The 26,379-nt window shown below is 63.4% G+C and carries 19 protein-coding genes; 8 read left to right on the top strand and 11 right to left on the bottom strand.

Translation table 11 applies throughout. The features are described from left to right. Positions 1 to 52: 52 nt before the first annotated feature. Genes AC4PS7_RS23755 through tagH form a run of 11 tightly spaced genes read right to left on the bottom strand, consistent with a single transcriptional unit; the run spans position 53 to position 16,011 of the window. Positions 53 to 1,762 carry a formylglycine-generating enzyme family protein gene (locus AC4PS7_RS23755; RefSeq protein ID WP_106119386.1) on the bottom strand — a complete coding sequence of 570 codons (1,710 nt, stop codon included), beginning with the start codon at positions 1,760 to 1,762 and terminating at the stop codon, positions 53 to 55. Beyond that, complete coding sequence (locus AC4PS7_RS23750; protein ID WP_492179776.1) at positions 1,755 to 2,939, bottom strand: ABC transporter permease family protein; 1,185 nt, start codon at positions 2,937 to 2,939, stop codon at positions 1,755 to 1,757. Before AC4PS7_RS23750 ends, AC4PS7_RS23755 begins: the two co-directional genes overlap by 8 nt. After that, a complete protein-coding gene (locus AC4PS7_RS23745) occupies positions 2,939 to 3,643 on the bottom strand; it encodes an ABC transporter ATP-binding protein (protein WP_010207533.1) in 705 nt (234 codons plus the stop codon). The genes AC4PS7_RS23750 and AC4PS7_RS23745 overlap by 1 nt, the downstream gene beginning before the upstream one ends. Then, positions 3,643 to 6,597, bottom strand: a complete 2,955-nt coding sequence (locus AC4PS7_RS23740; RefSeq protein ID WP_252959756.1) for a serine/threonine-protein kinase — start codon at positions 6,595 to 6,597, stop codon at positions 3,643 to 3,645. The genes AC4PS7_RS23745 and AC4PS7_RS23740 overlap by 1 nt, the downstream gene beginning before the upstream one ends. Next, positions 6,594 to 7,313: a PP2C family protein-serine/threonine phosphatase gene (locus AC4PS7_RS23735; protein WP_010207536.1), complete on the bottom strand. Its 720-nt coding sequence runs from the start codon at positions 7,311 to 7,313 to the stop codon at positions 6,594 to 6,596. The genes AC4PS7_RS23740 and AC4PS7_RS23735 overlap by 4 nt, the downstream gene beginning before the upstream one ends. Further along, on the bottom strand, positions 7,314 to 7,967 hold the full coding sequence (gene tagF / locus AC4PS7_RS23730; RefSeq protein WP_010207537.1) for a type VI secretion system-associated protein TagF: 654 nt from the start codon (positions 7,965 to 7,967) through the stop codon (positions 7,314 to 7,316). Continuing rightward, entirely contained in the window at positions 7,964 to 11,464 is a 3,501-nt protein-coding gene (gene tssM, locus AC4PS7_RS23725) for a type VI secretion system membrane subunit TssM (protein WP_492179774.1), read from the bottom strand. Before tssM ends, tagF begins: the two co-directional genes overlap by 4 nt. Continuing rightward, the gene (locus tag AC4PS7_RS23720) at positions 11,461 to 12,750 is read right to left on the bottom strand and encodes a DotU family type VI secretion system protein (protein ID WP_010207539.1); all 1,290 of its coding nucleotides are present in this window, start codon (positions 12,748 to 12,750) and stop codon (positions 11,461 to 11,463) included. The genes tssM and AC4PS7_RS23720 overlap by 4 nt, the downstream gene beginning before the upstream one ends. Positions 12,751 to 12,756: 6 nt before the next feature. Then, positions 12,757 to 14,091, bottom strand: coding sequence for a type VI secretion system baseplate subunit TssK (gene tssK, locus AC4PS7_RS23715; RefSeq protein WP_183702455.1), 1,335 nt, complete (start codon positions 14,089 to 14,091; stop codon positions 12,757 to 12,759). Between the two features lie 18 nt (positions 14,092 to 14,109). After that, the gene (tssJ, locus tag AC4PS7_RS23710; protein ID WP_021492587.1) at positions 14,110 to 14,619 is read right to left on the bottom strand and encodes a type VI secretion system lipoprotein TssJ; all 510 of its coding nucleotides are present in this window, start codon (positions 14,617 to 14,619) and stop codon (positions 14,110 to 14,112) included. A gap of 57 nt (positions 14,620 to 14,676) precedes the next feature. Next, positions 14,677 to 16,011 (bottom strand): type VI secretion system-associated FHA domain protein TagH, encoded by a 1,335-nt coding sequence (tagH, locus tag AC4PS7_RS23705; RefSeq protein WP_492179773.1) that lies wholly within the window; start codon positions 16,009 to 16,011, stop codon positions 14,677 to 14,679. A gap of 394 nt (positions 16,012 to 16,405) precedes the next feature. On the opposite strand from tagH, the gene tssA reads away from it, so the two are divergent. The 8 genes from tssA (at position 16,406) to tssH (ending at position 26,286) form a co-directional block, all read left to right on the top strand. Continuing rightward, positions 16,406 to 17,425, top strand: coding sequence for a type VI secretion system protein TssA (gene tssA / locus AC4PS7_RS23700; RefSeq protein WP_042570946.1), 1,020 nt, complete (start codon positions 16,406 to 16,408; stop codon positions 17,423 to 17,425). A 54-nt stretch (positions 17,426 to 17,479) separates the two neighbouring features. Beyond that, positions 17,480 to 17,986, top strand: coding sequence for a type VI secretion system contractile sheath small subunit (gene tssB / locus AC4PS7_RS23695; protein ID WP_010207547.1), 507 nt, complete (start codon positions 17,480 to 17,482; stop codon positions 17,984 to 17,986). 2 nt (positions 17,987 to 17,988) lie between these two features. Then, complete coding sequence (gene tssC / locus AC4PS7_RS23690; protein ID WP_010207548.1) at positions 17,989 to 19,485, top strand: type VI secretion system contractile sheath large subunit; 1,497 nt, start codon at positions 17,989 to 17,991, stop codon at positions 19,483 to 19,485. A 172-nt stretch (positions 19,486 to 19,657) separates the two neighbouring features. Then, the gene (locus tag AC4PS7_RS23685; protein ID WP_005792512.1) at positions 19,658 to 20,146 is read left to right on the top strand and encodes an Hcp family type VI secretion system effector; all 489 of its coding nucleotides are present in this window, start codon (positions 19,658 to 19,660) and stop codon (positions 20,144 to 20,146) included. Between the two features lie 90 nt (positions 20,147 to 20,236). Beyond that, positions 20,237 to 20,752 (top strand): type VI secretion system baseplate subunit TssE, encoded by a 516-nt coding sequence (gene tssE, locus AC4PS7_RS23680; protein WP_010207551.1) that lies wholly within the window; start codon positions 20,237 to 20,239, stop codon positions 20,750 to 20,752. After that, positions 20,749 to 22,608, top strand: coding sequence for a type VI secretion system baseplate subunit TssF (gene tssF, locus AC4PS7_RS23675; protein ID WP_010207553.1), 1,860 nt, complete (start codon positions 20,749 to 20,751; stop codon positions 22,606 to 22,608). Before tssE ends, tssF begins: the two co-directional genes overlap by 4 nt. After that, complete coding sequence (gene tssG, locus AC4PS7_RS23670) at positions 22,572 to 23,615, top strand: type VI secretion system baseplate subunit TssG (protein ID WP_010207554.1); 1,044 nt, start codon at positions 22,572 to 22,574, stop codon at positions 23,613 to 23,615. Before tssF ends, tssG begins: the two co-directional genes overlap by 37 nt. Then, entirely contained in the window at positions 23,608 to 26,286 is a 2,679-nt protein-coding gene (gene tssH, locus AC4PS7_RS23665; protein ID WP_010207555.1) for a type VI secretion system ATPase TssH, read from the top strand. The genes tssG and tssH overlap by 8 nt, the downstream gene beginning before the upstream one ends. The last annotated feature ends 93 nt before the right edge of the window (positions 26,287 to 26,379 follow it).

The raw sequence follows: 26,379 nt of genomic DNA, 5'->3' as shown, positions 1-26,379 counted from the left end.
GCACGGCCCACCGCCGCCTGAGTCCCTTCCAAGCTCGCCATACAGCCAGCGCTCATCGCTGACCGCTCGCTGCGAGCAGTTCCTTCAAGATCGTTGCCGGGTCGGCCCGCTGTTGCTTGCGGTAGTTGCCAACATGGCGAACGAACAGTGTTGCGCGCGTCACCAGGCTCTTGCCGAGCACCGGCTTGCGATCCAACTCCTCCTTGATCCGTTGAAACTGCGCCTGGATCACCGCATCGGTGTAACGCGTGCCGGTGGCCAGGTTGTCGATATAAATCGCCACCGCGCCATCGAGCGCGCTGCGGCCATTGGTGATGGCCATGTCAAACAGCTGCGCGCTGGCCTCGTCCTTGTTGTCCTGGGCCTGCTGGCGACTCTTCTGCAGGTTGGCCAGGCGGATGTTGTAGTTGGCGATGGTTTCGGCCACCAACGCGGCCGACTGGATCAGGTTGCCCGCCGCCTCTTCGCGTTGCTGGGCGATCAGCGAGACGTTGCGCTTGAGCTCTTCATTGACCAACCCCAGCTCGGCTTGCAGCTTGGGGTCGACGCTGGCGGCGATGATGCTGTCCAGGCGCTTGGTCGGGTCCTGGGCGTCGTCGATGGCGTCGGTCAGCGAGGCGAGGCGACCTTCTTTCTGCCACTGGGCGAACAGTTCCTTGTAGCGCGAACGCGGTGCCGACAGTGCGCCGATCGCCACGCGAAAACCGGTGGTCTCGTTGCTTTGCTCGGTGCCGTCGGCGGCGAACAGTGGGTACTCACGGCGCATGCCGGTAAACAGCGTGCCCTCGCCTTCGAGGTAGTTGCCGCCCTTGACCACAAAGCCGCCATAAGCGCCCTGGCGACGCCCGGCGTGCACCAGCTGGAAGGACTCCTGGACCATTTCGGCCGCATTGCCGATCACATCAAACAGGCCAATCGGGTTGGGCAATTTGGTGCCGATAGGCATCAGGCGCGCGGCTTGGCCGGTACCGCCGGCCACCTGGTTGAACACAGCGTAATCGCCGAGCGGGCCGTCGCTGTCACTGCCGTCGACACGACGGGGGAACAGGCGCCCTTCCAAGTCCTGGCGGCTGACCGCATGGCCGCCGCGTGCGGCGAATTCCCACTCCACTTCGGTGGGCAGGCGCACAAAACCGAGACCACCGTCATCCGCCGAAGAACCGCGACCACTCACCGGCAGTAGCTCACGGTGGTATTTCATCAGCCAGGCGCTGTACACCGCCGAGAAACGCTCGGCCTCAAAGCGCGACAGCTTCACCTTGGGCAAGCGCGCGGCCATGCCAGTGGGCGCATCGCACGCAGGCGCGGGTTCACCGCTGGCCAGCGACTGGGCCTGGGACATCACCTGGGCGTACTGGCGTGCGGTCACTTCGTACTTGCCGATGAAGTACAACATGGGCTTGAGCGGGGTCTTGGCGTCGGTCTTCGGCATCAACGGCGCGATGACTTTGTTCCAGTCTTTCGGGAGATCCTTGAGGGTGAACTGGCCATTGATGAAGTCGCGGCGGTAGCCGGAAATAAACGACTGCTGATAGCCCGCCTCGCCTTCGGCAAAGGGGTAGCCGAGGTTGATTTCGCGGTCGTCCAGGGAGCCCTGGGCCAGCACATAGGCATAGCGGAACACCATGTTGCCTTCGCACGGCAGCGGCAGGCTGACGTCGCCTTCCAACGGCTTGGGGTTGTCGAGCTTGTCGCTTGCCTCGTCGGCCCAGGCCATTGAGGCCAGGCTCAGCGCCACACAGGCGCCCAGTAACTTAAACATCTCTGATTCCTTCAGAAGCCTGGATCCGCGCCACTCGCCAACCACCACAGGCCGCCGCCACGGCGCTGACGCCCATGACTGCAATCAGGGCCAGGCCGTAATGACGCGCCAACAGGTGGCTGGCGTATTCGCCCGGCACCTGCACAAAAAGCTTATTCAACGCCGCCTCGGCCACGCCATACAGCCCAGCACTGAGCACGGCAGCAAACCCTGCGCTGTACAGCGCCTGCACCACCACGAACAACAGCAGCCCGCCCGTGGAAAACCCCAGCAGGCGCAGCACCGACAATTCCCGCCGCTTGCGCGCGACGGCGGCCAGGGCCCCGGCAAAGATCGCCGCAAACGCCCCCGCCAACGCCAAGCCGCAGATCACCCAGAACACGATCGACAGGTTGCGGCTCAACGACTGCACCTGCGCGATGGTCTGTGCCTGGGTCGACACTAATAAATTCTGCCCCGCGAAGTACACCCGCAGCGGCTCCACATCAGTGAGGTTACGGGCATACAAGCGAAACGCCGGGTAAACCCGCTGCTCATTCGTCCCCACCGCCTCACCGCTCCAACCCAACGCGGGCACTGCACGACCGTCGCGGTAGTCTTCCGCCCCTTCCAGCAGTTTCAGATCGGCAAACAAGCCGTCACGGGCAAAGACTTCCAACGGCAATACCGCCAGCACCTGCAGGCGCGTGCGTTGGGCTTCCACGCGTCCCGCCACTTGCCGTGCAAAGCTGGTTTCCAGCCAATCCCCTGGCCGCGCCGCAAGCTTCTCGGCGGCGGTGTGGCTCAGCACGATCTGACCCAGGCCCTGCGGCACCGGCAGGCCGGCCAGCAACGGGTCACCCGAGGCGGTCGGTAGCATCTCCAGGACCAGCGTGCCCACCTGCGCGGTCGCCGCAATCTGCCGCGTACGCGGCAGCGCGAATGCCACATCGTTGCGCTGACCGAGCTGCTCGATAAAGGCGCTGCTGAATCGACCACCGCCCAGCGGAATAATTTCACGGGTGGCGGGGTCGGTCTGCAAACGTTCGGTCAAACTGCTAACCAGTCCAAATTTCAGGCCGAATAACACCAACAACGGTGCGATGACGGCGACCAGTGCCAGCACCGAACAGGCGGACAGCCAGGCATCGTTGCGATAGTCCTGCCAGGCCAGCGACGCCACCAGACCGATGCGCATCAGCACACCTCCCCGAGGGTCGCCGTAACGCCGCCATCGGCGTCGCGACGGCAACTGATGCGCCGCACCTGCAAGCCACTGGCGCGGGCCAGGGGTTCGTCATGGGTAGCGATCACACACGCCGCACGGTGTTCGCGAGCCTGGGCCAGCAACGCCTGCATCACGCGCTCGGCATTCAAGGGGTCGAGGGACGCCGTCGGTTCATCCGCCAGCACCAGTTGTGGCGCATGGGCCAGGGCGCGGGCACAGCTGACGCGTTGGCGTTGGCCCACCGAAAGCGCCGTCGGCTTCTTGGTCAACTGGTCGCTGATCTCCAACTGCTCGGCCAGGCGCGCCACGCTGCCATCGTCCTTCAAACCCAACAGTTGCCGGGACAACGCGATATTGCCGCGCACATCGAGAAACCCCAGCAGACCGCCGGTTTGCAGCACATACCCCAGATGCTGGCTACGCAGCGCGGCCAGGGTGGATTGCTGATCGCCGTGCCACAGCCCGGCTATGTCCTGCTGATGGAATTCGAACTGCCCGACCTGATCCGGCGCCAATACCAGCGCCAGCAAATCCAGCAAGGTGCTCTTGCCGCAACCACTGGGCCCGACAATCGCCAGTTGCTCACCCGCACGCAGCGCCAGCGCCGGGATCACCAGGCTATAGCGCTGGCTACCGACGCCTCGGCTCTTGTGCACCGCGCTCAGGTTCAGCATTACGGCAACGTCGACAACGGCACGCGGTACAACGCATCGCCCGGCTCGGCATCGCCGAAACGGACCCAGTTGGCCAGGTCATTGTGGAAGGTTTCGTAGAGGCGGATCTTCGAGTCCAGCTCATCGATGAAGTCTTCCTGCTCGGCCACGCTCAACGACAACCACAGGTCCTGGGTCATGTTCAGCGACTTGCTGCGGTACGGCAGGCCTTCCAGGTATTCGCCGAGAATGCCGCCGTCGGCCAGGTTGCCGCCCTTGCGCAAGGCCTGCGGGTCGCGACTCATGTAGGCCGAAGCGCTGGCGATTTCCTGAAAGAAGTCCTTGGGCGAGGTCTGCGTCTTGCGCGCCGCGTCGACGATCAACTTCAGCGACTGCTGCAGATCGTTGAGCTGCAGCTTGGTCAGCATCACGCACACCTGGAACGCCGGCAGTGCCGGGTTGGTCAGGTCGCGGTCGGCGGTCCAGGCGCTGACCAGTTGCGGCGCCTGGCTTGCGGTTTTGCGACCGAGGAAATCCATGTGCATGGCATAACCGACGGCGGCGGATTTGTCCGCCAGGCTCGGTGCGCTGTTCAGCAACGGCACCGGCTGCGGCGTGTTGCTGCGTACCTGGTGCACCAGGTTGGCGAACACCGTACCGATCTCATCCACGCGCTCACCGAGTTTGCGCACGTCGCCCCCAGGCACCGCGGTGTAGAGGTCGCCGATCTGCGGGTTGGCGTCGGCGGTGAGGATGCGGTACTGGCTCTCGGCGCCGGCATGGGTTTTCTTGCCGGCGTCGGTGCGCAAGTGCAGGGCGTAGATCTTGATCTGCTTGCCCAACGCGGCCTGGCGCACTTCGGCTTCGTTCATCTGGGTGGCGGCAAAAGGATCGTTCTTGCGCAGCGCACCCGCATCGGTGACCAGCAGAATGATGCGCCCGCCATAGCCGGACCAATCCATGCCATCCACCGCCTGCATCACCCCGGCGAACGCGTCTTCGTTGAACGAGTGGCTGGACACAGTGGACGCCTTGACCTGGCGCGCCATGTCGAGGAAACGCTGCGGGTCGCGGCCCTGGTCGAGGGTGATCAGGGTCTTGGCGACGTATTCCAGGCCAGGGGTTTTCTTGATGCTGCTGCGAAAGCCCACCATGCCGAAGCTCACGCTGTCCAACTCGCCCCGCTCGCCGATACGGGTTTGCAGCTCATGCACGACGTCGCGGACCTGGTCGATGTAGGGCTGCATGGAAACGGTGGTATCGACCACGAGAACCACCGCCGTGCGAAAGGCGTCGGCATTGGCGCTGATCACCGGTGTAGCCGGTTTGGCGGCGCTGGTGCCTGGGTCGATGGAGGCCACATTGAGCAACTGCACCGGCTGGCCGTTTTCGTCGAAGCTCTCTTTGGCGTCGAAGATCGGCAGCAGGTAGAACTGGTTTTGCGGCACGGCGCTGGCGGCCGGCTCCAGCGCCAGGATCTGGCTGTTGTCTTCGCTGTTTTTCTGCGCCTTGGCCAGTACGCCTTTGGCGGCGGCCGGGTCAGTCAGCAGCTTTTCCACTTCAGCGGATTGGCGCAGGAACATCACCGGCGCCCGCCCCGAACGCTCGGTGAATTTGAGCACCAGGCTCTGCTTCCAGTCGCTGACCTGGGACGCAGGCAACCAACCGTCACTGCGACCATCGGTGGCGGCGCCGACACGTACCCACGGGCTGCCGTCAACGTCCTTGCGTTGGTAGACGTAGAGCACGGAGAACGCCGGCAGGGCTTTGCCCGGCGCGCTGCCGGCGTCAGCGGACAGCTTGGCGCCCGGCTTGCTGAGCACGCGCTGGAACAGCGTCTTCTTGCCTGCCATGAGCAACGGACGTTGACCGCCATCCGCTTCGGCCACAGGCGAAGCCACCGTAGGCACTGCCGCAGCGGGCGGTTTGGCCACAGGCTCATCGCCGCCACTCAACCACCAATAGCTCGCGCCACCAATGGCCAACGCAACCGCCACCGCAACAGCGGCCAGTGCCAACACCGGACCACGGCGCTGCTCGCTGTGCTGGATCGGCGGCACCACCGGTTGGCGCACCGGCTGGGGTTTTTCGGTAGGGATTTCGATGGATTCCGGGGTGATGCCGGCTAAATCAAAACTCATCGGGATCGGCAGCGGCCGCACTAACGTGGCTTCCGGCGACTCCGACGGCAGGTTATCCAATGCTTGTAACAACGCTGCCGCATCCGGAAAGCGCTCCGCCGGATCCTTTGCCAACAGCTTGCGTAGCACGTCCTGATAACGGCCGTGGTGCACCGGTAATTCGGGCAGCGGTTCGGTCAGGTGCGCCAGCGCCGTCGACAGTGCATCCGTGCCGGTGTACGGCAGCTTGCCGACGAGAATCTCGTACAGCACCACGCCCAGCGCGTACAGGTCCGCCCGACCATCAATCTCTTGGCCCCGCGCCTGCTCCGGGCTCATATAGCTCGGCGTGCCCACGGCAAAACCGGCCTGGGTGAACTGGGTGCGATCATCCAGCGACTTGGCGATACCAAAGTCGGACAACACTGCCGTGCCATCCGCGCGGAACAGAATGTTCGCCGGTTTCACATCGCGGTGTACCAGGCCCTGAGCATGGGCATAGCCCAGTGCCGAGGCGATCTGGCGGATCAGCGTCACCCCCTGCTCCGGCGTCATGCCGGCGGCGATGCGCTCTTTGAGCGTGCCGTTGGGCAGGTATTCCATGGCCATGTAGTACAGCTCACCGACATTGCCGATGTCATGGATGGTCACCGTGTGCGGATGCGACAAGCGCGCCAGGGTCTTGCCCTCGCGCAGGAAGCGCTCGCAGAAGCTCGGGTCGGCCGCCAATGCCGCCGCCATCACCTTCAAGGCCACTTTGCGCTCCAGGGAACGCTGGGTCGCCAGGTACACGCTGGCCATGGCGCCTTCGCCAATTTCGCCTTCGATGTCATAACCCGGGATGACGATGTTCATGGTGATACCTTCACGACGATGGCAGTGATGTTGTCCGGCGCACCCCGGCTGAGCCCCAGATGCACCAGGCTGCGCACGATTTCATCCGGCGTGTCGTGGCCCAGGACTTCGCGGATTTCATGGTCTTCAACGGTCTTGTTCAGGCCGTCGCTGCACAACAGGTAGCTGTCACCGGGGGCGATCAGCAGGTCGACCACCGCCAATTCCAGGTACGCCTCCACGCCAATCGCTCGGGTGACGATGTTGGCGCGTGGATGCGTGCGCGCATCAGCTTCGCTGAGCAGACCGCTGTCTTGCAGGTCTTGCACGTAACTGTGGTCGCGGGAGATCCCTTCGAGCACGCCATCGCGCAGGCGGTACAAGCGACTGTCGCCAGCCCACAAGCACACGCCGCGCAAGCCACGCGCGGCCAACAGCACCACGGTGCTGCCCATCATGGTTACGCCACGGTGGGCGGTTTCTTCGCGCACGGCGGCATTGATGCGCAGCAGGTCATTACGCAGCGCTGCGGTGTATTCATCCAGGGAACGCCCTACCGGCACGCTGCGCAGGCTGTCGACGATCAGGCTGCTCACATAGTCCCCCGCCGCATGCCCGCCCATGCCGTCGGCCACCACCCACAGGCGGTTTTCCGGCAGGTCCAGGCAGGCGTCTTCGTTGACCTGGCGGACCATGCCCACATGGCTTTTGCTCGCGGATTTGTACGTCGACCCCATCTACACCACACCTTCTTGTCCGAGCAAAAACTGCGCAAAATCGCCAGCGGCAGGCAGGCCCTGACACCGCAACAAACCAGGGGAAATACGTTGTGACCCACGGCCCCACCACAGGCTCGCGCCGTCGCAGGCCTGTTCGGCGAGGGCGGTCATACGCTGGTGCGGTTCGGTGGCGGCCACCCGTTGCAGGCCGGCGAAACGGCTGTCTACCGCGCGCGACTCAGTCGACGGGAGGCCCAGGGCATCGAGGCCTTCATTGAAGCTTTCGAAGGTAGCCCCGGCATCCAGGGTGCTGAGCAACAGCGCTTCGGTCTGCTCGAACCAGCTGTCCGGGCCACCTACCAGGGAGGCAGGATTGGTGTCGTGATCGAGCAACGCCACCACCGCCAGCGGGAAGTAGCGTCCGACCCGATCGATGCTCGGCATCACCACGCCTGCCGCCGCGTCCGGCCCGCACACCCCGGGCGCCAGCACAAAACGCCACAACGGGCTGACCAGGTACGTGTTGAGCCAGTCACCGCCGAGGCTGTTTTGACTGGCAAGCAAACCTGCTGCCAGCCAACTGTCCCATGGGCCGATGAAACTCTGGGGCAAGGCGCGGCTGACAAAGTCACCGCGGCTGGCCAACTTGCCGTAGAAACCCACAGTCGTCATAACCGCTCCGGCAGGCTGAAGCCACTGAGCACGCGGCTCTTGAACGGGTTGAAGGCGCTGTTGGCGCGCAATTCGTAGGCGATGCTTGCGCCATCGACGCGCAGGCGCAGGTTGAAACGGTCCGGCGAGTTACCGGCGGTGAGGTCTGACTGCTCCAGCAAGCGGAACCAGGCCCAGGGCCCGTCCAGGGTCACGCCGGAACGGCCACTGGCCGACGGCGGCATGATGGAGATACGCACCACGCCAATGCTGCCGGGGTTTGGCCATTGCATCGCTACCGGGCGGCTCGGGCCGTGATCGTAGCTCAGTTGTTGGCCGTCGAGGTCCAACAGGAACTGAGTGATGGTCGGGTCCATCGACACCGGCTTGAGTTCGAAACGCACAATCGGCTGGGTGCCACCGGCGCGGAAGAACGCATCGCGAATGGTCGCGGCACGCTGGAAGGTTTGCAGCACGCCCGGCGCAATCCCAAGCTTCTGCGCCGCGCCCGGCTGCCAGCGCCAGGTCTGCGCGGAGGTGTCGACGTAAGGCTGCAGGTACTTGCGGAAGTAGTTGTCCATCACCCCGCCCACGCCAAAGAACTGCCCGAAGTCATCCAGGGTCGCGTCACGCGCGCTGCCCGGCGACATCGGGTAACGCCCGGCCAGCGACTGGCGATACACGTTGACCACTTCGCTGACCCAGGCCGCGTTCAGTTGATTGCGCACCCCGCCCATCATGCTATTGGTGGTGGAATTGACCACCGACTTGACCATGCCCTGCACCAGCGGTGGCTGGCGCTCGGCATTCAGGCTGACGCGCGTGGCCGCAGCCGCCGCTTGGTTTTTCGCCTCACCGAGCAACGCGTCGCCGCTGGCGCCGACCATGGCGCTGACCTGCACATACAGCGCATTCATGTCCGTGAGCAGGCCATCGATGGCCGCCGGCTCGCCTTCGTTCTTGCTGACGATGCTGTTGAGTTCGGCAAAGTGCGCGGTCACAGGATCATCCGCCGCCGCTGGCGCATTCGCAGCCGGCTGCTCTTGGCCGAGCAGGCTGCCCAGGCGCTCCTTGAGCTTGTCGACACCCCCTTCTACCGGCACGCCTTTGGCGGCCAACTGGCGTTCTTCGGCTTGCAGATCGGTTTCCTTGGCCACGGCCACCAGCAGCTTTTTCAGCGGCGAGGTCGGGCCGGAAATCACCCGCAGCACGTCGGCCGCCTGGGCCACGCTGGTGATCGGCACGAAGTCGATGTCCGCCAGCAACGCATCCCACTGGCGCTGGTAATCCTGGAAATACAGGCGCCGCACATCGGCAGCCAGGCTCACCACGTTCTGCTGGTCGGCCTGTTCGTGCCCCAACACCCATTGTTCTTCAGCGAGGGTGCCGGTCTGGTTCAGGCTGCTCAGCAGAAACGCCTGGCGATAGCCCTTGGCGGTGAAGAACCCACTCAACGGCTCGCCCAATGGCTTGCCACTTTTGCGGCTGAACACCAGCGCAGCGTCACGGCCGGCGGCTTCGTTGAGGCGAAAGTCCGGGATGCCTTCAGGCAGTTTCTGGCGCTTGACCCGGTCATACACACGTTGGGCCACCGGCAGTTGTTGCAACTGGCGACGCAGGTCGTCGATCAGCCGGGGATCCAGGCGCGCAGTGGGCGGATGGCGTTCGAACAGCGACTGCAAGTGCCCGGCCAGCGCCTGGCGCTGATCCGCCGGCAGGTCGCGTGGCAGGTTGCGGTCCCAGTCGAGGGCGATCCAGGCCTTGATGAAGTCCGGGTCGTAATGCTCGGAATCGGCGAGCATCAGGTAGGCCTTGAGGCCTTCGTAAAGGAAGTCGGAATTGCCGCCGCCGTGCAGTTGTTCTTCGATACGCGTCACCAGGCGTGGTGCGAACACCGCGATCAACAGCTTGCGGTAGACGCTGGCAGACTCGGCTTCAAGCATGTCGCCCTGGTACAGCCCCAACCCTTCGGACCAGCTTGGAGAGTCGCCCGCCAGGTTCTTCACAGCGTTGAGCAATGGCAGCACAGCGAGGATGTCACGCTGCGCCGGGCTCAGGTTCTGCACAGTCTGGCCCAGCGGCGCGACCTTCTGGTCGACCTGGGCGATATACGCCTGGTTGGCGCGGTAACTCACCCACCACAAACTGCTGACCACCACGACCAACGCAACGGTGGCGGCGAGCACACCGCGCGCAATCCACTTGCGTCGACGCTCGACCTTGGGGTTCACACCCACTAGGCCACGCTCGGCAAACGCCACGGCGGTGAAGAGTTTTTCGATGAAGTAACTGCGCCCTGTGCCGCTCTGACGCGCCAGGTGCTGGCGGTCCAGGTTCATGCTCTGCGCCATCGCACCGATCAAGCGATCAATCGGACTGCCTTCTTGGGTGCCGCTGGTGAAATACATACCGCGCAGCAGCACACGCTCTTCAAAGGCATTGGGCTTGAACACACCTTCGAGGAAGCTTTGCAGGCAATCCTTCAACGCACCGAACTGCTGCGGGAAGCCGTAGATCAGGTCGCGCCGCGCCGGGTCACGCTCCTGTTGCAGGCGTTCGACCAGACGTTCGTTGAGGCGCTGTTCCAGGCCGGCGAACTCGCTTTGCAGGTGCGCCAGCGGGCTGTCAGTGTTTTTGCCGTCGTCCAGGGCAAAGGTCATGCCCCACACCTGGGCGCGCTCTTCCTTGCTCAGGTTGTCGAAGAACTCCATGAACCCTGGCACCAGGTCGAGTTTGGTGAGCATCAGGTAGATCGGGAAACGCACACCCAGCTGGGTGTACAGCTCCTGGATACGCAGACGGATAGCGGCGGCATGGGCGGCGCGCTCGGCGTCGGTGCCGAGCAACAGGTCCGACAGGCTGATGGCAATGAAGGCACCATCGATGGGGCGGCGCGAGCGCTGCTTTTTCAGCAGGTCGAGAAAGCCCAGCCACGCGGCTTTGTCCACCGTGGAGTTGCTGTCCTGGGTGGTGTAGCGGCCGGCGGTGTCGAGCAACACCGCTTGATCGGTAAACCACCAGTCGCAGTTGCGCGTACCGCCGACGCCGCGCACGGCACCGGCGCCCAACTGGGCAGCCAACGGGAAGTGCAAGCCGGAGTTGACCAACGCAGTGGTCTTGCCCGAACCCGGAGGGCCGATAATCACGTACCACGGCAGCTCGTAGAGGTTGCGGCGTTCGTCGCCGCCCAACTTGGCCTTTTTCAGCAGCGCCAGGGCCTCGTCCATGCGCTGACGCAGGGTGGTGAGCTCTTCGGCAGTAGCAACGCTGTTGGGGTCGGCCGGGGTTTCTGCCGCCAGGCTGCGCATCACTTCGGCCGCTTGGCGCCGCGCCTGGATGATGCGAAACACGCGGTAGGCGATCCACACCGCGAACACCAGGATAATCAGCGCCCAGCGGCGCCCTTCCGGCACCAGCACGTCGAGCAACGGCCCCACAAACCAGATGATCAGGCTCAGCGCGATCAAGCCCAGCACGGGGATCACCCAGCGAATCATGAAACTGAAAAACGCCTTCACTCGACGCCCTCCGCCAATACGGTGATTTCAACCCGACGATTGCGGGCACGGCCTTCGGCGGTGGCGTTGGTCGCCACCGGCTCGGTGTCGCTGCGACCCTCGGCGCTGAAGCGATCCGCCTGGCCCGTCTTGGCCGCCAGGATCTCCAGCACCGACTTGGCCCGCGCTTCGGACAGCGCCCAGTTGGACGGGAAGCGCAGCGTGGCAATCGGGCGATTGTCGCTGTGTCCGGTGACGCGCACCTGGCCCTTGACCTTGCGGATGGCGTCGGCGATGCGCAGCATCAGTGGCTGGTAGTCATCGACGATGCTCGAGCTGGCGGACGCAAACAGTTCATCGCCACGGATGGTCACCACGGAACGGTCGACTGCATCTTCAACGGCAACGCGCCCGGCCTTGATATCTTCCACCAGGAAGCCAGCCAGGCGCGGGCGTTCGATGACTTTGGGCTGCGCCACCGGGCGGTCGATGGCCTGCACCGGTATCTCGCCCAGGGCATGGATATTCTTGAACACCGGCTCGGCATCCGACGCCAGCTTGAGGCGCAAGCCGAACAGCAGCGCCAGCAGCAGCGCGACACCGATGGCCACGGCGATCCACGGTGGCATGAATTGCGCCAGGCGATCACGGGCCACGGTCACGCCACGCCAGTGCGGCGACAGTTCACGCTCGTGTTCGCCACGCGCACTGCGAATGGCCGCAGCGGTACGTTCACGCAGGGTTTCCAACTGGCTGCGACCGTCGTTCATCACGCGGTAGCGGCCTTCAAAACCCAGGCACATGCACAGGTACAACAGCTCCAGCAGATACAGGCGTTCCCGTGGGCTTTGCAGGCAGTGATCGAGCAACTGGAAGACCTTTTCGCCACCCCAGGCTTCGTTATGCACGGTGATCAACAGGCTCTGTTTACCCCAGTCACTGGTGCTGCCCCAGGGTGTGCTCAACACCGCTTCATCCAGCGCGGTGCACAGCGCATAACGGGCCAGCAGCACTTCGTTGCGGGCGATACCGGCCGCTTCGGCGCGCTCTTCGAACTGGCGCAGGTAGGCCAGCAACTGCGCGCGCAGGCTGGCCGGCGCTGGATGGGCGATGGTGTTGCGCAGGCGCGTCAGCAATGCCAACAGCGGGCCAGCGGCGCTTTCCAGCGGGTTGAGGCCCTGGCTCTTGCCGGTAAGCATCGGCGCGGCCGGCATGGCCAAAGGCGCAGGTTCGGCACGCGCAGGTTCCGGCGCTCGGCCACCCGGACGCGGCATGAACTGGGTGCGGTCATCATCATTGGGATGCATCGCGGATTATCCTCGGATCGCCCAGAAGGCCAGGTTCAAGCCCGGGAACTGCCCGGCGATGTGGAAGGCGAAGCCGCCGGAGTTGCCCAACTGTTGCCAGGCATCGCTGCCGCGATCCAGCTCGTAATAGGTGGAACCTGCGTGGTACGGCAATTGGCGCGGCGCCACGGGCAGAGGCAACAGGGTGATGCCCGGCAGTTGCAGGTTGACCAGGTCGCGGATGTGCTCCACCGAGCCGACCTTGCTCTGCTGGCCGAAGCGCGCACGCAGGGTCTCGCCGGGGACATCGGCACGCACCACCAGAATGAAGCTGGCGCTATCGAGCAGGGTCTTGTCGGCCAGCATCGCCACGTGGACACCGTAGGCTTTCTCGACAATCGGGATCGGCGTGGCCTTGCTGTCGATCAGCATCGACAGCGCTTCACGCAGGGCGGCCATCACCGGGGCAAAGCTCAGGGCCAGGTCGTCGTGCTGATACTGCGGGTATTCCTGGGGGCGTCGGCCCGAGGTCGAGAACGTCGAGAACTCACCCGCCAGGCTCACCAGTTCGCTGAAGAAACGCTCCGGGTGCAGCGGGCTCAGTTGGCTCAAATGCTGGATCAGCGGTTGGGCACGGTTGACCAGTTGCAGCAGCATGAAGTCGGCAATCTCCGATGCGCCACCGGCGCCCGAGGCGACCACGCGCCCCGCCAGGGCTTCGCCGCGTTGGTGCAGCAGGCCAAGCAGTTCGCTGCGAAATGCCGTCAGTGGCTTGCTCGCGGCCACGTCCAGCACCGGCGGGATGTAGGTGTCGTCGAGTACCAGTGCGCGGTCGGCGCGCTTTTCCTTGATGCGCACCAGGCCGATGGCGGCGTAATCGCTGATGCCATCCTGGGCGGTCAGCAGGCGCAGGGCCCGGGCGCCCACGGCCACCGGAGCGCGGTTTTCGAACGGTGCGTTGTCGTCGCGCACTTCGCGCACCTGGCTCACGTAACGCGCGGCTTCCAGGGCTTCGCCTTCATCCACCGTATCGCGAGCACCGGCACGCTTGAGCGGCAGCGCCAGGTACACCAGGCCATCACGCAGGTTGTCATCGATGTTCAACGGGCTCGGCGCCAGGTCGTCCTGGGGAATGTTGAACGGCGTGCCGTCGGGCAACAGACCGCGCGCCGAGACAATCGCCAGCTTGCCCTGGGCCAGCAGGCCCTGGTCGATCAGCAATTCGGAAAAACCCCAACTGCCTGCGGACAGCGGGCGGCTACGGGCGTCGATCAGGTTTTCCAGGTAACGGTCATGCTGCTGGAAGTGCTGCGTTCCGATGAACATGCCTTCCGACCAGACCACGCGATTGTTCCAGGACATGGGGGCTCCGATTGCTTCTTATTGGGCAGGGCTGGATGGGGTGACCACGACGTCGGCGCGCACGGCACGCACATCGAGGCTGATCTGGTATTCGGTGTATTGGCGCGCGGGCACATTGATCACCGTGCGCCACTGCGCGCGGTCCAACTCGCGATAGCCCACGAGCAAACCGATCTGGCGCGTGGACGGGTCGAGATCGCGCTGGATGGTCAGTTGCTCGCCGGGTTGCACCATCACTTCATCCTGGTCCAGCAGGTCCAGGCCAAGGGTGGATTGGGCGCGGTCGGCCAATGCGAAGTAATCGGAGCGGGCGAAGGTGGCGGCGTTTTTCAGTTCGAAGATGCGCACCCGCACCGGGGCGGCCTGGCCGTTGGCGCCGGGGTTGAGCCCGCTGATCGCGTGAAAGTGCAGCTCGACGGCAGCCGTATCCGCTTCGGCCTCGGCGGTGGTTTCGGGTTTGGCGGCGTCTTTGGCACACGCCGTCAGCAGCAGCAAGGTGGCGGCTGCGAGTAAAAACCTGGGAATCATCCTGCGTCCTCAATGACGTACTTAGCTATCCGTTAATCCATGTGTTGCGGCGCGGTTTTACCGACGCTGTCGTGCGCTGTGCTCTTCGTAGGCCCGGCTGAATTCACGGCCGAACAGGTCCTGGAAGTCTTCCTGGGCCTCGCGGGAAATATTGCTGTAGAGCTCGGTGAACTGTTGCCAGTACTGCGCCTGGCGCGAGCCATTGAAAAGGCTCGACAGCCCGCCAGGCTTGCCCATGCGTTCTTCCAATTGCGCCGGTTCGAATCGGCTGAGCAAGTGCTTGATGGCCGCTTCCACGCCGGCCATCACCGCCAACTGGTGGGCACGCAAGTCGTTAAAACTGTCGCGCACGGCGAGGTCCGGTGCCATAAACGCTTGGTTACCGTGACGCAGCAAAAGCAGCAACGCTTCATCAGCATTGGGGGCAAATTTCAACGGATTGTTTTCCGCAGGCTGAATCATCGTCTGCTGCATGCGGAACTCGCCCTTGAGGCTGGCGCGGGCACGCAACACGTCGATCAGGCCTTCGACCATCAGGCGGTAGCTGCGGCCGATGCTTTCCATCTGGGCCTCGGCCTGGGCTTTGTCCAGGCGCAATTGGTCCAGGCCAGCGCCGCGCAGGAAGGCTTGCAGGAGGTCGGGTTGTTGGCTGTCTGCCACGGGGAGCATGGGCTCGACCACGGGTGGCGGCGGGGTGACTGGCTGTGGCGTCGGCGGTGGTGGAGCACTGACGACAGGCGCAGGCGCATCGCCAAACAGGTCCCAGTCTTCGGGGATCACCGCGCACGATACCACAGGCGGCTCGGCCACAGGCATCGCGACCGGCGTCGGCGGGCGGAAGTCGTGTTGCTCGGAAGGCACGTGGTCCGGCACCGTCGGTGGTGGCACGGCAGTGGGACTGAGGAAATCAAACAGGTCCGGCAGCGTGTCCATTGAGGACGCTCCCTGGAACTGCGGCGCAATCACCGGCGTGGCGACGGGCGCGGGCGTATTCACCACAGCGCCCATCAGCGCTTCAAAGCTGTTCGGAGAGTCACCGGCAAACGGCTGGCTGTCGATGGATTGCACATTGAAGTCGATGCGCGCCTGGATCTCGTAATCGCCGATGCGGATCAGTTCACCATCTTGCAACAGTTCACTATTACCCCGGCGCATACGAATACCGGCTTTAACCAACTCCACACCATTTGTGCTGTTATCGGTTAAATAATAGCGGCCATCTTTGTATTGAATAACGCAATGTTGCGAGGACACCAGGCGCTCTGGATCAGGCAATACCCAGTCATTATCCGAGCTGCGGCCGATAGCCATCGCGCCCTGATTCATGGACTTTTCGGAGCACTGCCCAGGGGTAATCTTGTGATAACTAGTGATAGTCAAGCACAGCGACATCTTGCCTCCTTGCTGATACTTCGCGCGCGGTCGATTCCCGGAACAGCGCTTCCCGGGGTATCCCCATCAGGTCGAGCAATCGACCGTCCAAAACCTGTCAATACCAGCATGATCGCTGATCTTAACTGGGCTCTATGACAAAAATCCTGTCCCGGTGCGTCGTTCGACCCACCAGTCGCGCAGGTTGTTAAGCACCGCACATCTGTCACAGAGGGCGAATAGCTTACCTTGACAAGCCCTAAGTACTACACCAAAAATGCACAACTTCTTGAATACCAGTGATGGCACATTAGTGGCATCTTGCTTATATGACCAAGAAAACATGCAAAGTTCCTCGCGCAACTAATGCATGAATTGCCCGCCATCTAACGGGCTGATAGGGAGATCAAATTCAGTGGATGTGCCGTTGCTGCTCACCGCCGTTTCCGCGACTTCGCCTTGTGGCGAAGACATGGAATATGACGCGCAATTTCTGCAATTGGAGCGTGATGCCAAGGGCCAACCCGAGCGCAGCATGGGCGACGCCATCCTGCCCGCTGAACCGCCGGAATGGCGCAGCATCCAGCAGCAAAGCCTCGACTTGCTCGCGCGCAGCAAAGACCTGCGCATCACTCATTTCCTGTTGCAAAGCGCCCTCGCCCTCCAGGGCGTGGCCGGCCTGGCCGAAGCCCTGACGCTGATCGACGCCCTGCTGCGCGACTACTGGGCCGACCTGCACCCGCGCCTGGACGCCGACGACGATAACGACCCCACCGTGCGCATCAACGCCCTCACCGGCCTGACCTGCGACACCAACATCCGCCTGCTGCGCGAAAGCATCCTCACGCGCTCGCGCACCTTCGGCCCCGTGACCCTTCGCGCGGCGCTCAACGCCAGCGGCCTGTTGAACTTCCCCGATGAACAACTCGGCGCCCAGCAACTCAACGCCGCGTTCCTCGACAGCGACCCCGAGCAACTGCAGGCCACCCGCGACTCCCTGATTGCAGCGCGTACGGCGTGCGAAGCCATCGAGCAACAGGTCAACGATCAGGTCGGTTCCGCCCAAGGCGTGGACCTCAGTGCCTTGAAGCAACCGCTCAAGCAGGCGTTGCAGATACTCAACCAAGCGGTGCCCGGCACCGCTGGCAGCAGCGAACCCGAGGCCGTCAGTGACGACAATGCCCCCTCGGTCGACTTCGCCGCCGCCCCCGCAGCACCGCGTCCCGTTGGCGATATCGCCAGCCGCGACGATGTGCTGCGCAGCCTCGACAAGATCCTTGCGTACTACACCCGGCACGAGCCTTCGAGCCCGCTGCCGGTGCTGTTGAACCGGGCCAAGAATCTGGTGCATGCCGACTTTGCGGCCATCGTGCGCAATCTGATTCCCGACGGCATGTCCCAATTTGAAAACCTGCGTGGCCCGGACGGCGAGTAAGCCGCCCGACTGTGCAGTAACAACACCGTCGCTCAAGCGACCAGGAGCAGCAACGTGGCGAAGCAAAGTTCTCAGAAATTCATCGCGCGCAACCGCGCGCCTCGAGTGCAGATCGAGTACGACGTCGAGCTTTACGGCGCCGAAAAAAAGGTCCAGCTGCCCTTCGTGATGGGTGTGATGGCCGACCTCGCCGGCAAGCCCGCCGAGCCTCTGGCGCCAGTGGCCGACCGCAAGTTTCTTGAGGTGGACGTCGACAACTTCGACTCACGCCTCAAGGCCATGCAGCCGCGCGTGGCGTTCCACGTACCGAACGAACTGACCGGCGAAGGCAACCTGAGCCTGGACATCACCTTCGAAAGCATGGACGACTTCAGCCCGGCCGCCGTGGCCCGCAAGGTCGACTCGCTGAACCAACTGCTCGAAGCCCGCACCCAGCTGGCCAACCTGCTGACCTACATGGACGGCAAGACTGGCGCTGAAGAAATCATCATGAAGGCGATCAAGGACCCGGCACTGCTTCAGGCACTTGCCAGCGCGCCCAAGCCTGCAGGGGATCAGTAATCATGACCGACAATACCGCCCGCGAAGGCAGCCAGATCCTGGGTGCCACCGAAGAAGCCAGCGAGTTCGCCAACCTGCTGCTGCAAGAGTTCAAGCCCAAGACCGAGCGTGCCCGCGAAGCCGTGGAAACCGCCGTGCGCACCTTGGCCGAACAGGCTTTGGCACAAACCGACCTGGTGTCCAATGACGCGATCAAGTCGATCGAATCGATCATCGCCGCCATCGACGCCAAGCTGACCGCCCAGGTCAACCAGATCATCCACCACCAGGATTTCCAGCAGTTGGAAAGCGCCTGGCGCGGCCTGCACTATCTGGTCAACAACACCGAGAGCGATGAGCAGCTGAAGATTCGCGTGCTCAACATCTCCAAGCCGGACCTGCACAAGACCCTGAAGAAATTCAAGGGCACCGCATGGGACCAGAGCCCGATCTTCAAGAAGATGTACGAAGAAGAATACGGTCAGTTCGGCGGAGAGCCATACGGCTGCCTGGTGGGCGACTACTACTTCGACCAGTCGCCACCGGATGTGGAACTGCTGGGCGAACTGTCGAAAGTCTGCGCCGCCATGCACTCCCCGTTTATCGCTGCCGCTTCGCCGACCGTGATGGGCATGGGCTCGTGGCAGGAACTGTCAAACCCGCGCGACCTGACCAAGATCTTCACCACCCCGGAATACGCTGGTTGGCGCTCGCTGCGTGAATCGGAAGACTCGCGCTACATCGGCCTGACCATGCCGCGTTTCCTGGCACGCCTGCCGTACGGCGCCAAGACCGACCCGGTGGAAGCGTTCGCCTTCGAAGAAAACACCGACGGTGCCGACAGCTCCAAGTACACTTGGGCCAACGCCGCGTACGCGATGGCAGTGAACATCAACCGTTCGTTCAAGCACTACGGCTGGTGCTCGCGCATCCGTGGCATCGAGTCTGGCGGTGAAGTGGAAAACCTGCCGGCGCACACGTTCCCTACCGATGACGGTGGCGTGGACATGAAGTGCCCGACCGAAATCGCCATCAGCGACCGCCGTGAAGCGGAGCTGGCGAAGAACGGTTTCATGCCGCTGCTGCACAAGAAAAACACTGACTTCGCCGCGTTCATTGGCGCCCAGTCGTTGCAGAAGCCGGCCGAATACGATGACCCGGACGCCACCGCCAACGCCAACCTGGCCGCGCGCCTGCCGTACCTGTTCGCCACCTGCCGCTTCGCCCACTACTTGAAGTGCATCGTGCGCGACAAGATCGGCTCCTTCAAAGAGAAGGACGAGATGCAGCGCTGGTTGCAGGACTGGATCCTCAACTACGTTGACGGTGACCCTGCGCACTCCACCGAAACCACCAAGGCCCAGCACCCATTGGCGGCCGCCGAAGTGATCGTGGAAGAAGTGGAAGGCAACCCGGGGTACTACAACTCCAAGTTCTACCTGCGCCCGCACTACCAGCTCGAAGGGCTGACCGTGTCGCTGCGCCTGGTATCGAAGCTGCCTTCTGCCAAGAGCGCATAAGTAACGGTTGAACCGGTTCTTCTGTGGGAGCCGGGCTTGCCCGCGATGCAGGCGACGCGGTCTGCCAGCCAGACCGCGGTGATGCTATCGCAGGCAAGCCAGCTCCCACAGAAAAGCACTGCCCCATTGGCGGTAACCCAATATCGTGGCTGAGACCACACAGGGAGAAAACATGGCTGTTGATATTTTCATCAAGATCGGCGACATCAAGGGCGAGTCCATGGACAAGGCCCACAAGGACGAAATCGACGTACTGAACTGGAGCTGGGGCATGGCCCAGTCCGGCAACATGCATGTCGGCGGTGGCGGCGGCGCGGGCAAGGTGAATATCCAGGACCTGTCGCTGACCAAGTACGTCGACAAGGCTTCGCCGAACCTGATGATGCACTGCGCCAGCGGCAAGCACATCGACAAGGTCAAGCTGACCGTGCGCAAGGCCGGTGGCGAAAGCCAGGTCGAGTACATGGTGATCAACCTGGAAGAAGTGCTGGTGACTTCCCTGAGCACGGGCGGTTCGGGCACCGATGACCGCCTGACCGAGAACGTCACCCTGAACTTTGCCCAAGTGATGGTCGACTACCAGCCGCAGAAAGCCGACGGCACCAAAGACGGCGGCGCGATCAAGTTTGGCTGGAACATCCGCTCCAACACCAAGCGCTGATAGCCCTGGTGGCCGTGGCTGCGCGCCACGGCCCCAGGCCTCCCCGCTCACCCACCGTCCCCCTCACAACCCGTCCGTGGAGCTGCTTTGGTGGTAACTGAAATCGCTTCCCGCGACCGTCTGCAACCGTCCCTGCTGGACCGGCTGACCGACGACGACCCGACCAATCCCAAGGAAAGCGCCGACAAACGCGTGCTGTCCCTGACCCAATTAAAAGCCTCGGTGCTGCGTGACCTGGCATGGCTGCTCAACACCACGTCGTTGCTCGATGCCGATGCCACGCTGCACACCCCGGCCGGCACATCGGTGGTCAATTACGGCCTGCCGGCGCTGGCGGGCAACAGTGTTTCCAGTGTCGACATCAAGGCCCTGGAAGCCCTGATCTACCAGGCCATCGCAACCTTTGAACCGCGCATCCTGCGCCACACCCTGCGGGTCAAAGCCCGCGTCGGCCATGGCGAGATGAACCATAACGCCCTGAGTTTCGAGATTGAAGGCGACCTGTGGGCCCAGCCGGTGCCATTGCGCCTGCTGCTGCAAACTGACCTCGACCTGGAATCAGGCCACGTACGCGTGGTGAATGCCGACCAGCGGAGACGCTCATGAACCCGCGCCTGCTGGAGCTGTACAACCAGGAACTGCACCACGTGCGCGAAAGCGCCGCCGAGTTCGCCAAGGAATACCCGAAGATCGCCAGTCGGCTGACCCTGTCCGGCATGGACTGCGCCGACCCGTACGTCGAACGCCTGCTCGAAGGTTTTGCCTACCTCACCGCCCGCGTGCAACTCAAGCTCGATGCCGAGTACCCGACCTTCACCCACAACCTGCTGGAAATCGCCTACCCGCACTACTTGGCGCCCACGCCGTCGATGACCGTGGTGCAATTGCAGACCGACCCGGACGAGGGCTCCCTGGCCAGTGGTTTCCCACTGCCCCGCGACACTGTCCTGCGCGCCGCATTAGGCCGTGAAACCCAGACCTGCTGCGAGTACCGCACTGCTCATCCGGTGACGTTATGGCCGTTGCAAGTGAGCAACGCCGAGTACTTCGGCAACCCCGCCGCCGTGTTGGGCCGTTTGGCCGCCAGCGAGCCGAAAGCCAAGGCCGGCCTGCGCCTGACCCTGCGCACCGGCGCCGAATTGCCCTTCAACAGCCTCGACCTGGATAACCTGCCGCTGTACCTCAGCGGTGCTGACGAACAACCGTTCCGCCTTTACGAGCAACTGCTGGGCAACGCCTGCGCGGTGTTTGCACGCAAGCCGGGGGGCGATTGGGTCGAGCGCCTGCCACAAGACGCACTGCGCTCGCGGGGTTTCGATGACGCCGACGCCGCCATGCCGGTTGTTGCGCGTGCGTTCCAGGGCTATCGCCTGTTGCAGGAATACTTTGCCCTGCCCCACCGCTTCCTGTTCGTCGAGTTCGCTGAGCTGAGCCGCGCGGTCAAACGCTGCGACGGCCAGGAACTGGAACTGATCGTGCTGTTCGACCGCCATGAGCCGAGTTTGGAAGGCAGCGTCGGCGCGGCGCAGTTCCTGCCGTTCTGCACCCCGGCGATCAACTTGTTCCCCAAGCGCGTGGACCGCATCCACTTGTCTGACCGGGTCAACGAACACCATGTGATCGCCGACCGTACGCGCCCGATGGATTTCGAGATTCATTCGTTGAGTGGCATCACAGGACACGGCACTGGGCCGGAGCAGCCATTTTTGCCGTTCTATGCAGTGCGTGATCCCTCCCGCTACGGCCGGGACCAGGCGTACTACACGGTGCGCCGCGAGCCGCGCGTGTTGTCCAGCGACCAACGCCGCAACGGTCCGCGCTCCACTTATGTCGGCAGCGAAACCTTCGTCAGCCTGGTGGACAGCCGGCAGTCACCGTACCGCCACGACCTGCGCCAACTCGGCGTGACCGCGCTGTGCACCAACCGCGATCTGCCACTGTTCATGAGCATCGGCAACGGCAAGACCGACTTCACCCTGGCCGACAGCGCCCCGGTGCTGTCCGTACGTTGCGTGGCAGGCCCCAGTCGTCCGCGCGCCAGCCATGCCCATGACGCCAAGGCCTGGCGCCTGATAAGCCAGTTGTCGCTCAACTATCTGTCGTTGAGCGAACAGGGCCAGGGCGCCGCGGCCTTGCGCGAACTGTTGCGCCTGTATGGCGACAGCAACGACGCCGCCCTGCAATTGCAGATCGAAGGCCTGCGCGACGTCAGCAGCAAAGCGGTGACCCGCCGCCTGCCGATGCCCGGCCCGATCGTATTTGGGCGCGGGCTGGAGATCACCCTGGAATTCGATGAAAACGCGTTTCGCGGCACCGGCGTGTTCCTGCTCGGTGCGGTGCTGGAACGCTTCCTGGCACGCTACGTGTCGATCAACAGTTTTACCGAGACGGTGATCCGTACCACCGAACGCGGCGAGATCATGCGATGGAAAGCCAAGCCCGGACGTCGTCCGACCCTGTGAGTACCCTGGATGCGATGCATCAGGAGCCCTGGGAATACGATTTCTTCCAGGCGCTGCGGCGTATCGAGTGCGAATCGCCGGACCTGCCGCGCCTGGGCCATTCCCTGCGCCTGGCGGATGATCCGCTGCGCCTGGGGCAACAGGCCGACTGCACCTTCGCGCCGGCCACGCTGGCCTCGGTCGATCCCGGTGGCGACGGCAAGCCGGCGCGGCTCGAGCAGTTCTTCTTCGGCCTTGGCGGACCCAATGGCCCGCTGCCGCTGCATATCACCGAATATGTGCGCGAGCGCCAGCGCAACAACGCCGACAGCACCAGCAAGCAGTTTTTGGATGTGTTCCACCATCGCCTGCTCAGCCTGTTTTACCGGGCATGGGCAGAGGCCCGGCCGACGGTCAGCCACGACCGCCCGGACGATGATTACTGGTCCGCGCGCCTCGCTGCGTTGAGTGGACGGGGCATGCCGAGCCTGCTGAATCAGGGACTCATCCCGGACACCGCGAAGCTGCATTACAGCGGCCATCTGTCCGCGCAAACCCGCTATCCCGACGGCCTGAAAGCCATTCTCGGCGAGTACTTCGGGCTGCCTGTGGAGATTGAAGAGTACGTCGGCCAATGGTTGGAGTTGCCCGAACGCAGCCGCGTCAGCGTGAGCGCCAACCGCCTGGGCGTGGACTTTTGCCTGGGCAGCTTCGTATGGGACCGCCAGCACAAATTCCGTATCCGCCTGGGCCCGCTCACGCTGGAGGACTACATGGGCATGCTGCCCGGCCAACAGCCGTTCAACGAGCTGGTGGCGTGGGTGGCCGAGTACCTGGGCCATGAACTGGACTGGGACCTCAACCTGGTTTTGCAACAACCTGAAGTGCCGGCACTGCAACTCAACGGCCAGTTCCGCCTGGGCTTCAACACCTGGCTCGGTAGCCCTGCGCACGACGCCAACGACCTAATCCTGGCCCGGCATTACGCCGATCAGGCCACCACCTCAAGGAATCCAGAGCATGGGTGAAATCAGTCGCGCCGCACTGTTCGGCAAACTCAACAGCGTGGCCTACAAGGCCATCGAAGCCGCCACCGTGTTCTGCAAGCTGCGGGGCAACCCGTATGTGGAACTGGCTCACTGGTTTCACCAGTTGCTGCAACTGCAGGACTCGGACCTGCACCGCATCATCCGTCAGTTCAACGTGGAGCCGGCGCGCCTGGCCCGTGACCTCACCGAAGCGCTGGATCGTTTGCCGCGTGGCTCGACCTCGATCACCGACCTGTCCTCGCATGTGGAAGAAGCGGTTGAGCGCGGCTGGGTCTACGGCAGCCTGATGTTCGGTGAAAGCCAAGTGCGCACCGGTTACTTGGTGCTCGGTATCTTGAAGACACCCAGCCTGCGTCATGCGTTGCTGGGCTTGTCGTCGGAATTCGACAAGATCAAGGCCGAAGCCCTGAGCGAGCGCTTTGACGAATACGTCGGCGATTCGCCGGAAAATGCCCTGAGCGCAAGCGACGGTTTCAACGCCGGCGCCGTTCCGGGCGAAGCCAGCGGTGCGATGGCGCCGAGTGCGATGGGCAAGCAGGAAGCCCTCAAGCGTTTCACGGTCGACCTGACCGAACAGGCGCGCAGCGGCAAACTCGACCCGATTGTTGGCCGTGATGAAGAAATCCGCCAACTGGTCGACATCCTCATGCGCCGCCGCCAGAACAACCCGATCCTCACCGGTGAAGCCGGGGTGGGCAAGACCGCGGTGGTCGAAGGTTTCGCCCTGCGTATCGTCGCCGGTGACGTGCCGCCAGCATTGAAAGACGTGGAACTGCGCAGCCTTGATGTGGGCCTGCTGCAAGCCGGCGCCAGCATGAAAGGCGAATTCGAACAGCGCCTGCGCCAGGTTATAGAAGACGTGCAGGCCTCGCCCAAGCCGATCATTCTGTTTATCGACGAAGCCCACACACTGGTGGGTGCCGGTGGTGCCGCCGGCACCGGTGATGCAGCCAACCTGCTCAAGCCGGCGTTGGCACGTGGCACCTTGCGCACCGTGGCCGCGACCACCTGGGCCGAGTACAAGAAGCACATCGAGAAGGACCCGGCGCTGACCCGGCGTTTCCAGGTGGTGCAAGTCGCCGAGCCGTCGGAGGACAAGGCGCTGCTGATGATGCGCGGCGTGGCGTCGACCATGGAAAAACACCACCAGGTGCAGATCCTCGATGAGGCGCTGGAAGCCTCGGTGAAGCTATCTCATCGCTACATTCCAGCGCGCCAGTTGCCGGACAAGTCCGTGAGCCTGCTGGACACCGCCTGCGCTCGCGTCGCCATCAGCCTGCACGCGGTTCCGGCCGAAGTGGACGACAGCCGCCGTCGCATCGAAGCCCTGGAAACCGAGTTGCAGATCATCGCCCGCGAACACGCCATCGGCATTGCAATTGGTGCGCGCCAGACCAACACCGAGACGCTGTTGAGCGCTGAGCGTGAGCGTCTTGAAACCTTGGAAAGCCGTTGGGCTGAAGAGAAAGCGCTGGTAGATGAGTTGCTCGCCACCCGGGCAACGTTGCGCGAAAAAGTCGGTGTCGTGGACAGCCCTGCCGGCAACAACGAGAGCGATGAATTGCGCGCCCAGCTGGTCGACCTGCAACAACGCCTGACCGCGCTGCAAGGCGAAACCCCACTGATCCTGCCCACCGTGGATTACCAGGCCGTGGCCTCGGTGGTCGCCGACTGGACCGGCATCCCGGTCGGCCGCATGGCGCGCAACGAGCTGGAAACGGTGCTCAACCTCGACCAGCACCTGAAGAAACGCATCATCGGCCAGGACCACGCCCTGCAGATGATCGCCAAGCGCATCCAGACATCCCGCGCCGGCCTCGACAACCCGAGCAAGCCGATTGGCGTGTTCATGCTGGCCGGCACCTCCGGCGTGGGCAAGACCGAAACCGCCCTGGCCCTGGCCGAAGCCATGTACGGCGGCGAGCAGAACGTCATCACCATTAACATGAGCGAGTTCCAGGAAGCCCATACGGTGTCGACCCTCAAGGGCGCACCTCCGGGCTATATCGGCTACGGCGAAGGCGGCGTGCTGACCGAAGCGGTACGGCGCAAACCCTACAGCGTGGTGCTGCTGGATGAGGTGGAAAAAGCCCACCCGGACGTGCATGAAATCTTCTTCCAGGTGTTCGACAAGGGCGTGATGGAGGACGGCGAAGGCCGGGTGATCGACTTCAAGAACACCCTGATCCTGCTGACGACCAACGCCGGCACCGAGCTGATTTCCCAGGTGTGCAAAGACCCGGCGAACGTGCCGGAGCCGGAGGAAATCGCCAAGGCCCTGCGCCAGCCGCTGCTGGAGATTTTCCCGCCTGCGCTGCTCGGCCGCCTGGTAACCATCCCTTACTACCCGCTGAGCGACGAGATGCTCAAGGCAATCACCCGCCTGCAACTCAACCGCATCAAGAAGCGTGTGGAGACGACGCACAAAGTGGCCTTCGATTACGACGACGCGGTGGTCGACCTGATCGTCTCGCGTTGCACCGAGACCGAAAGCGGCGGGCGCATGATCGACACCATTCTCACCAACAGCCTGCTGCCGGACATGAGCCGTGAGTTCCTCACGCGCATGCTCGAAGGCAAGGCGTTGGCGGGGGTACGGATCAGCAGCCGGGATAATGAATTGCACTACGACTTCAGCGACGCAGATTGACCTGACGGAACACGGTCAAAATGTGGGAGCTGGCTTGCCTGCGATAGCGGTGTATCAGTCAACATCAATGTTGAATGTTCAATTGCTATCGCA

The sequence above is a fragment of the Pseudomonas sp. DW-iso3 genome, from assembly GCF_058725305.1.
This window is presented reverse-complemented; position numbering and strand designations above follow the sequence as displayed.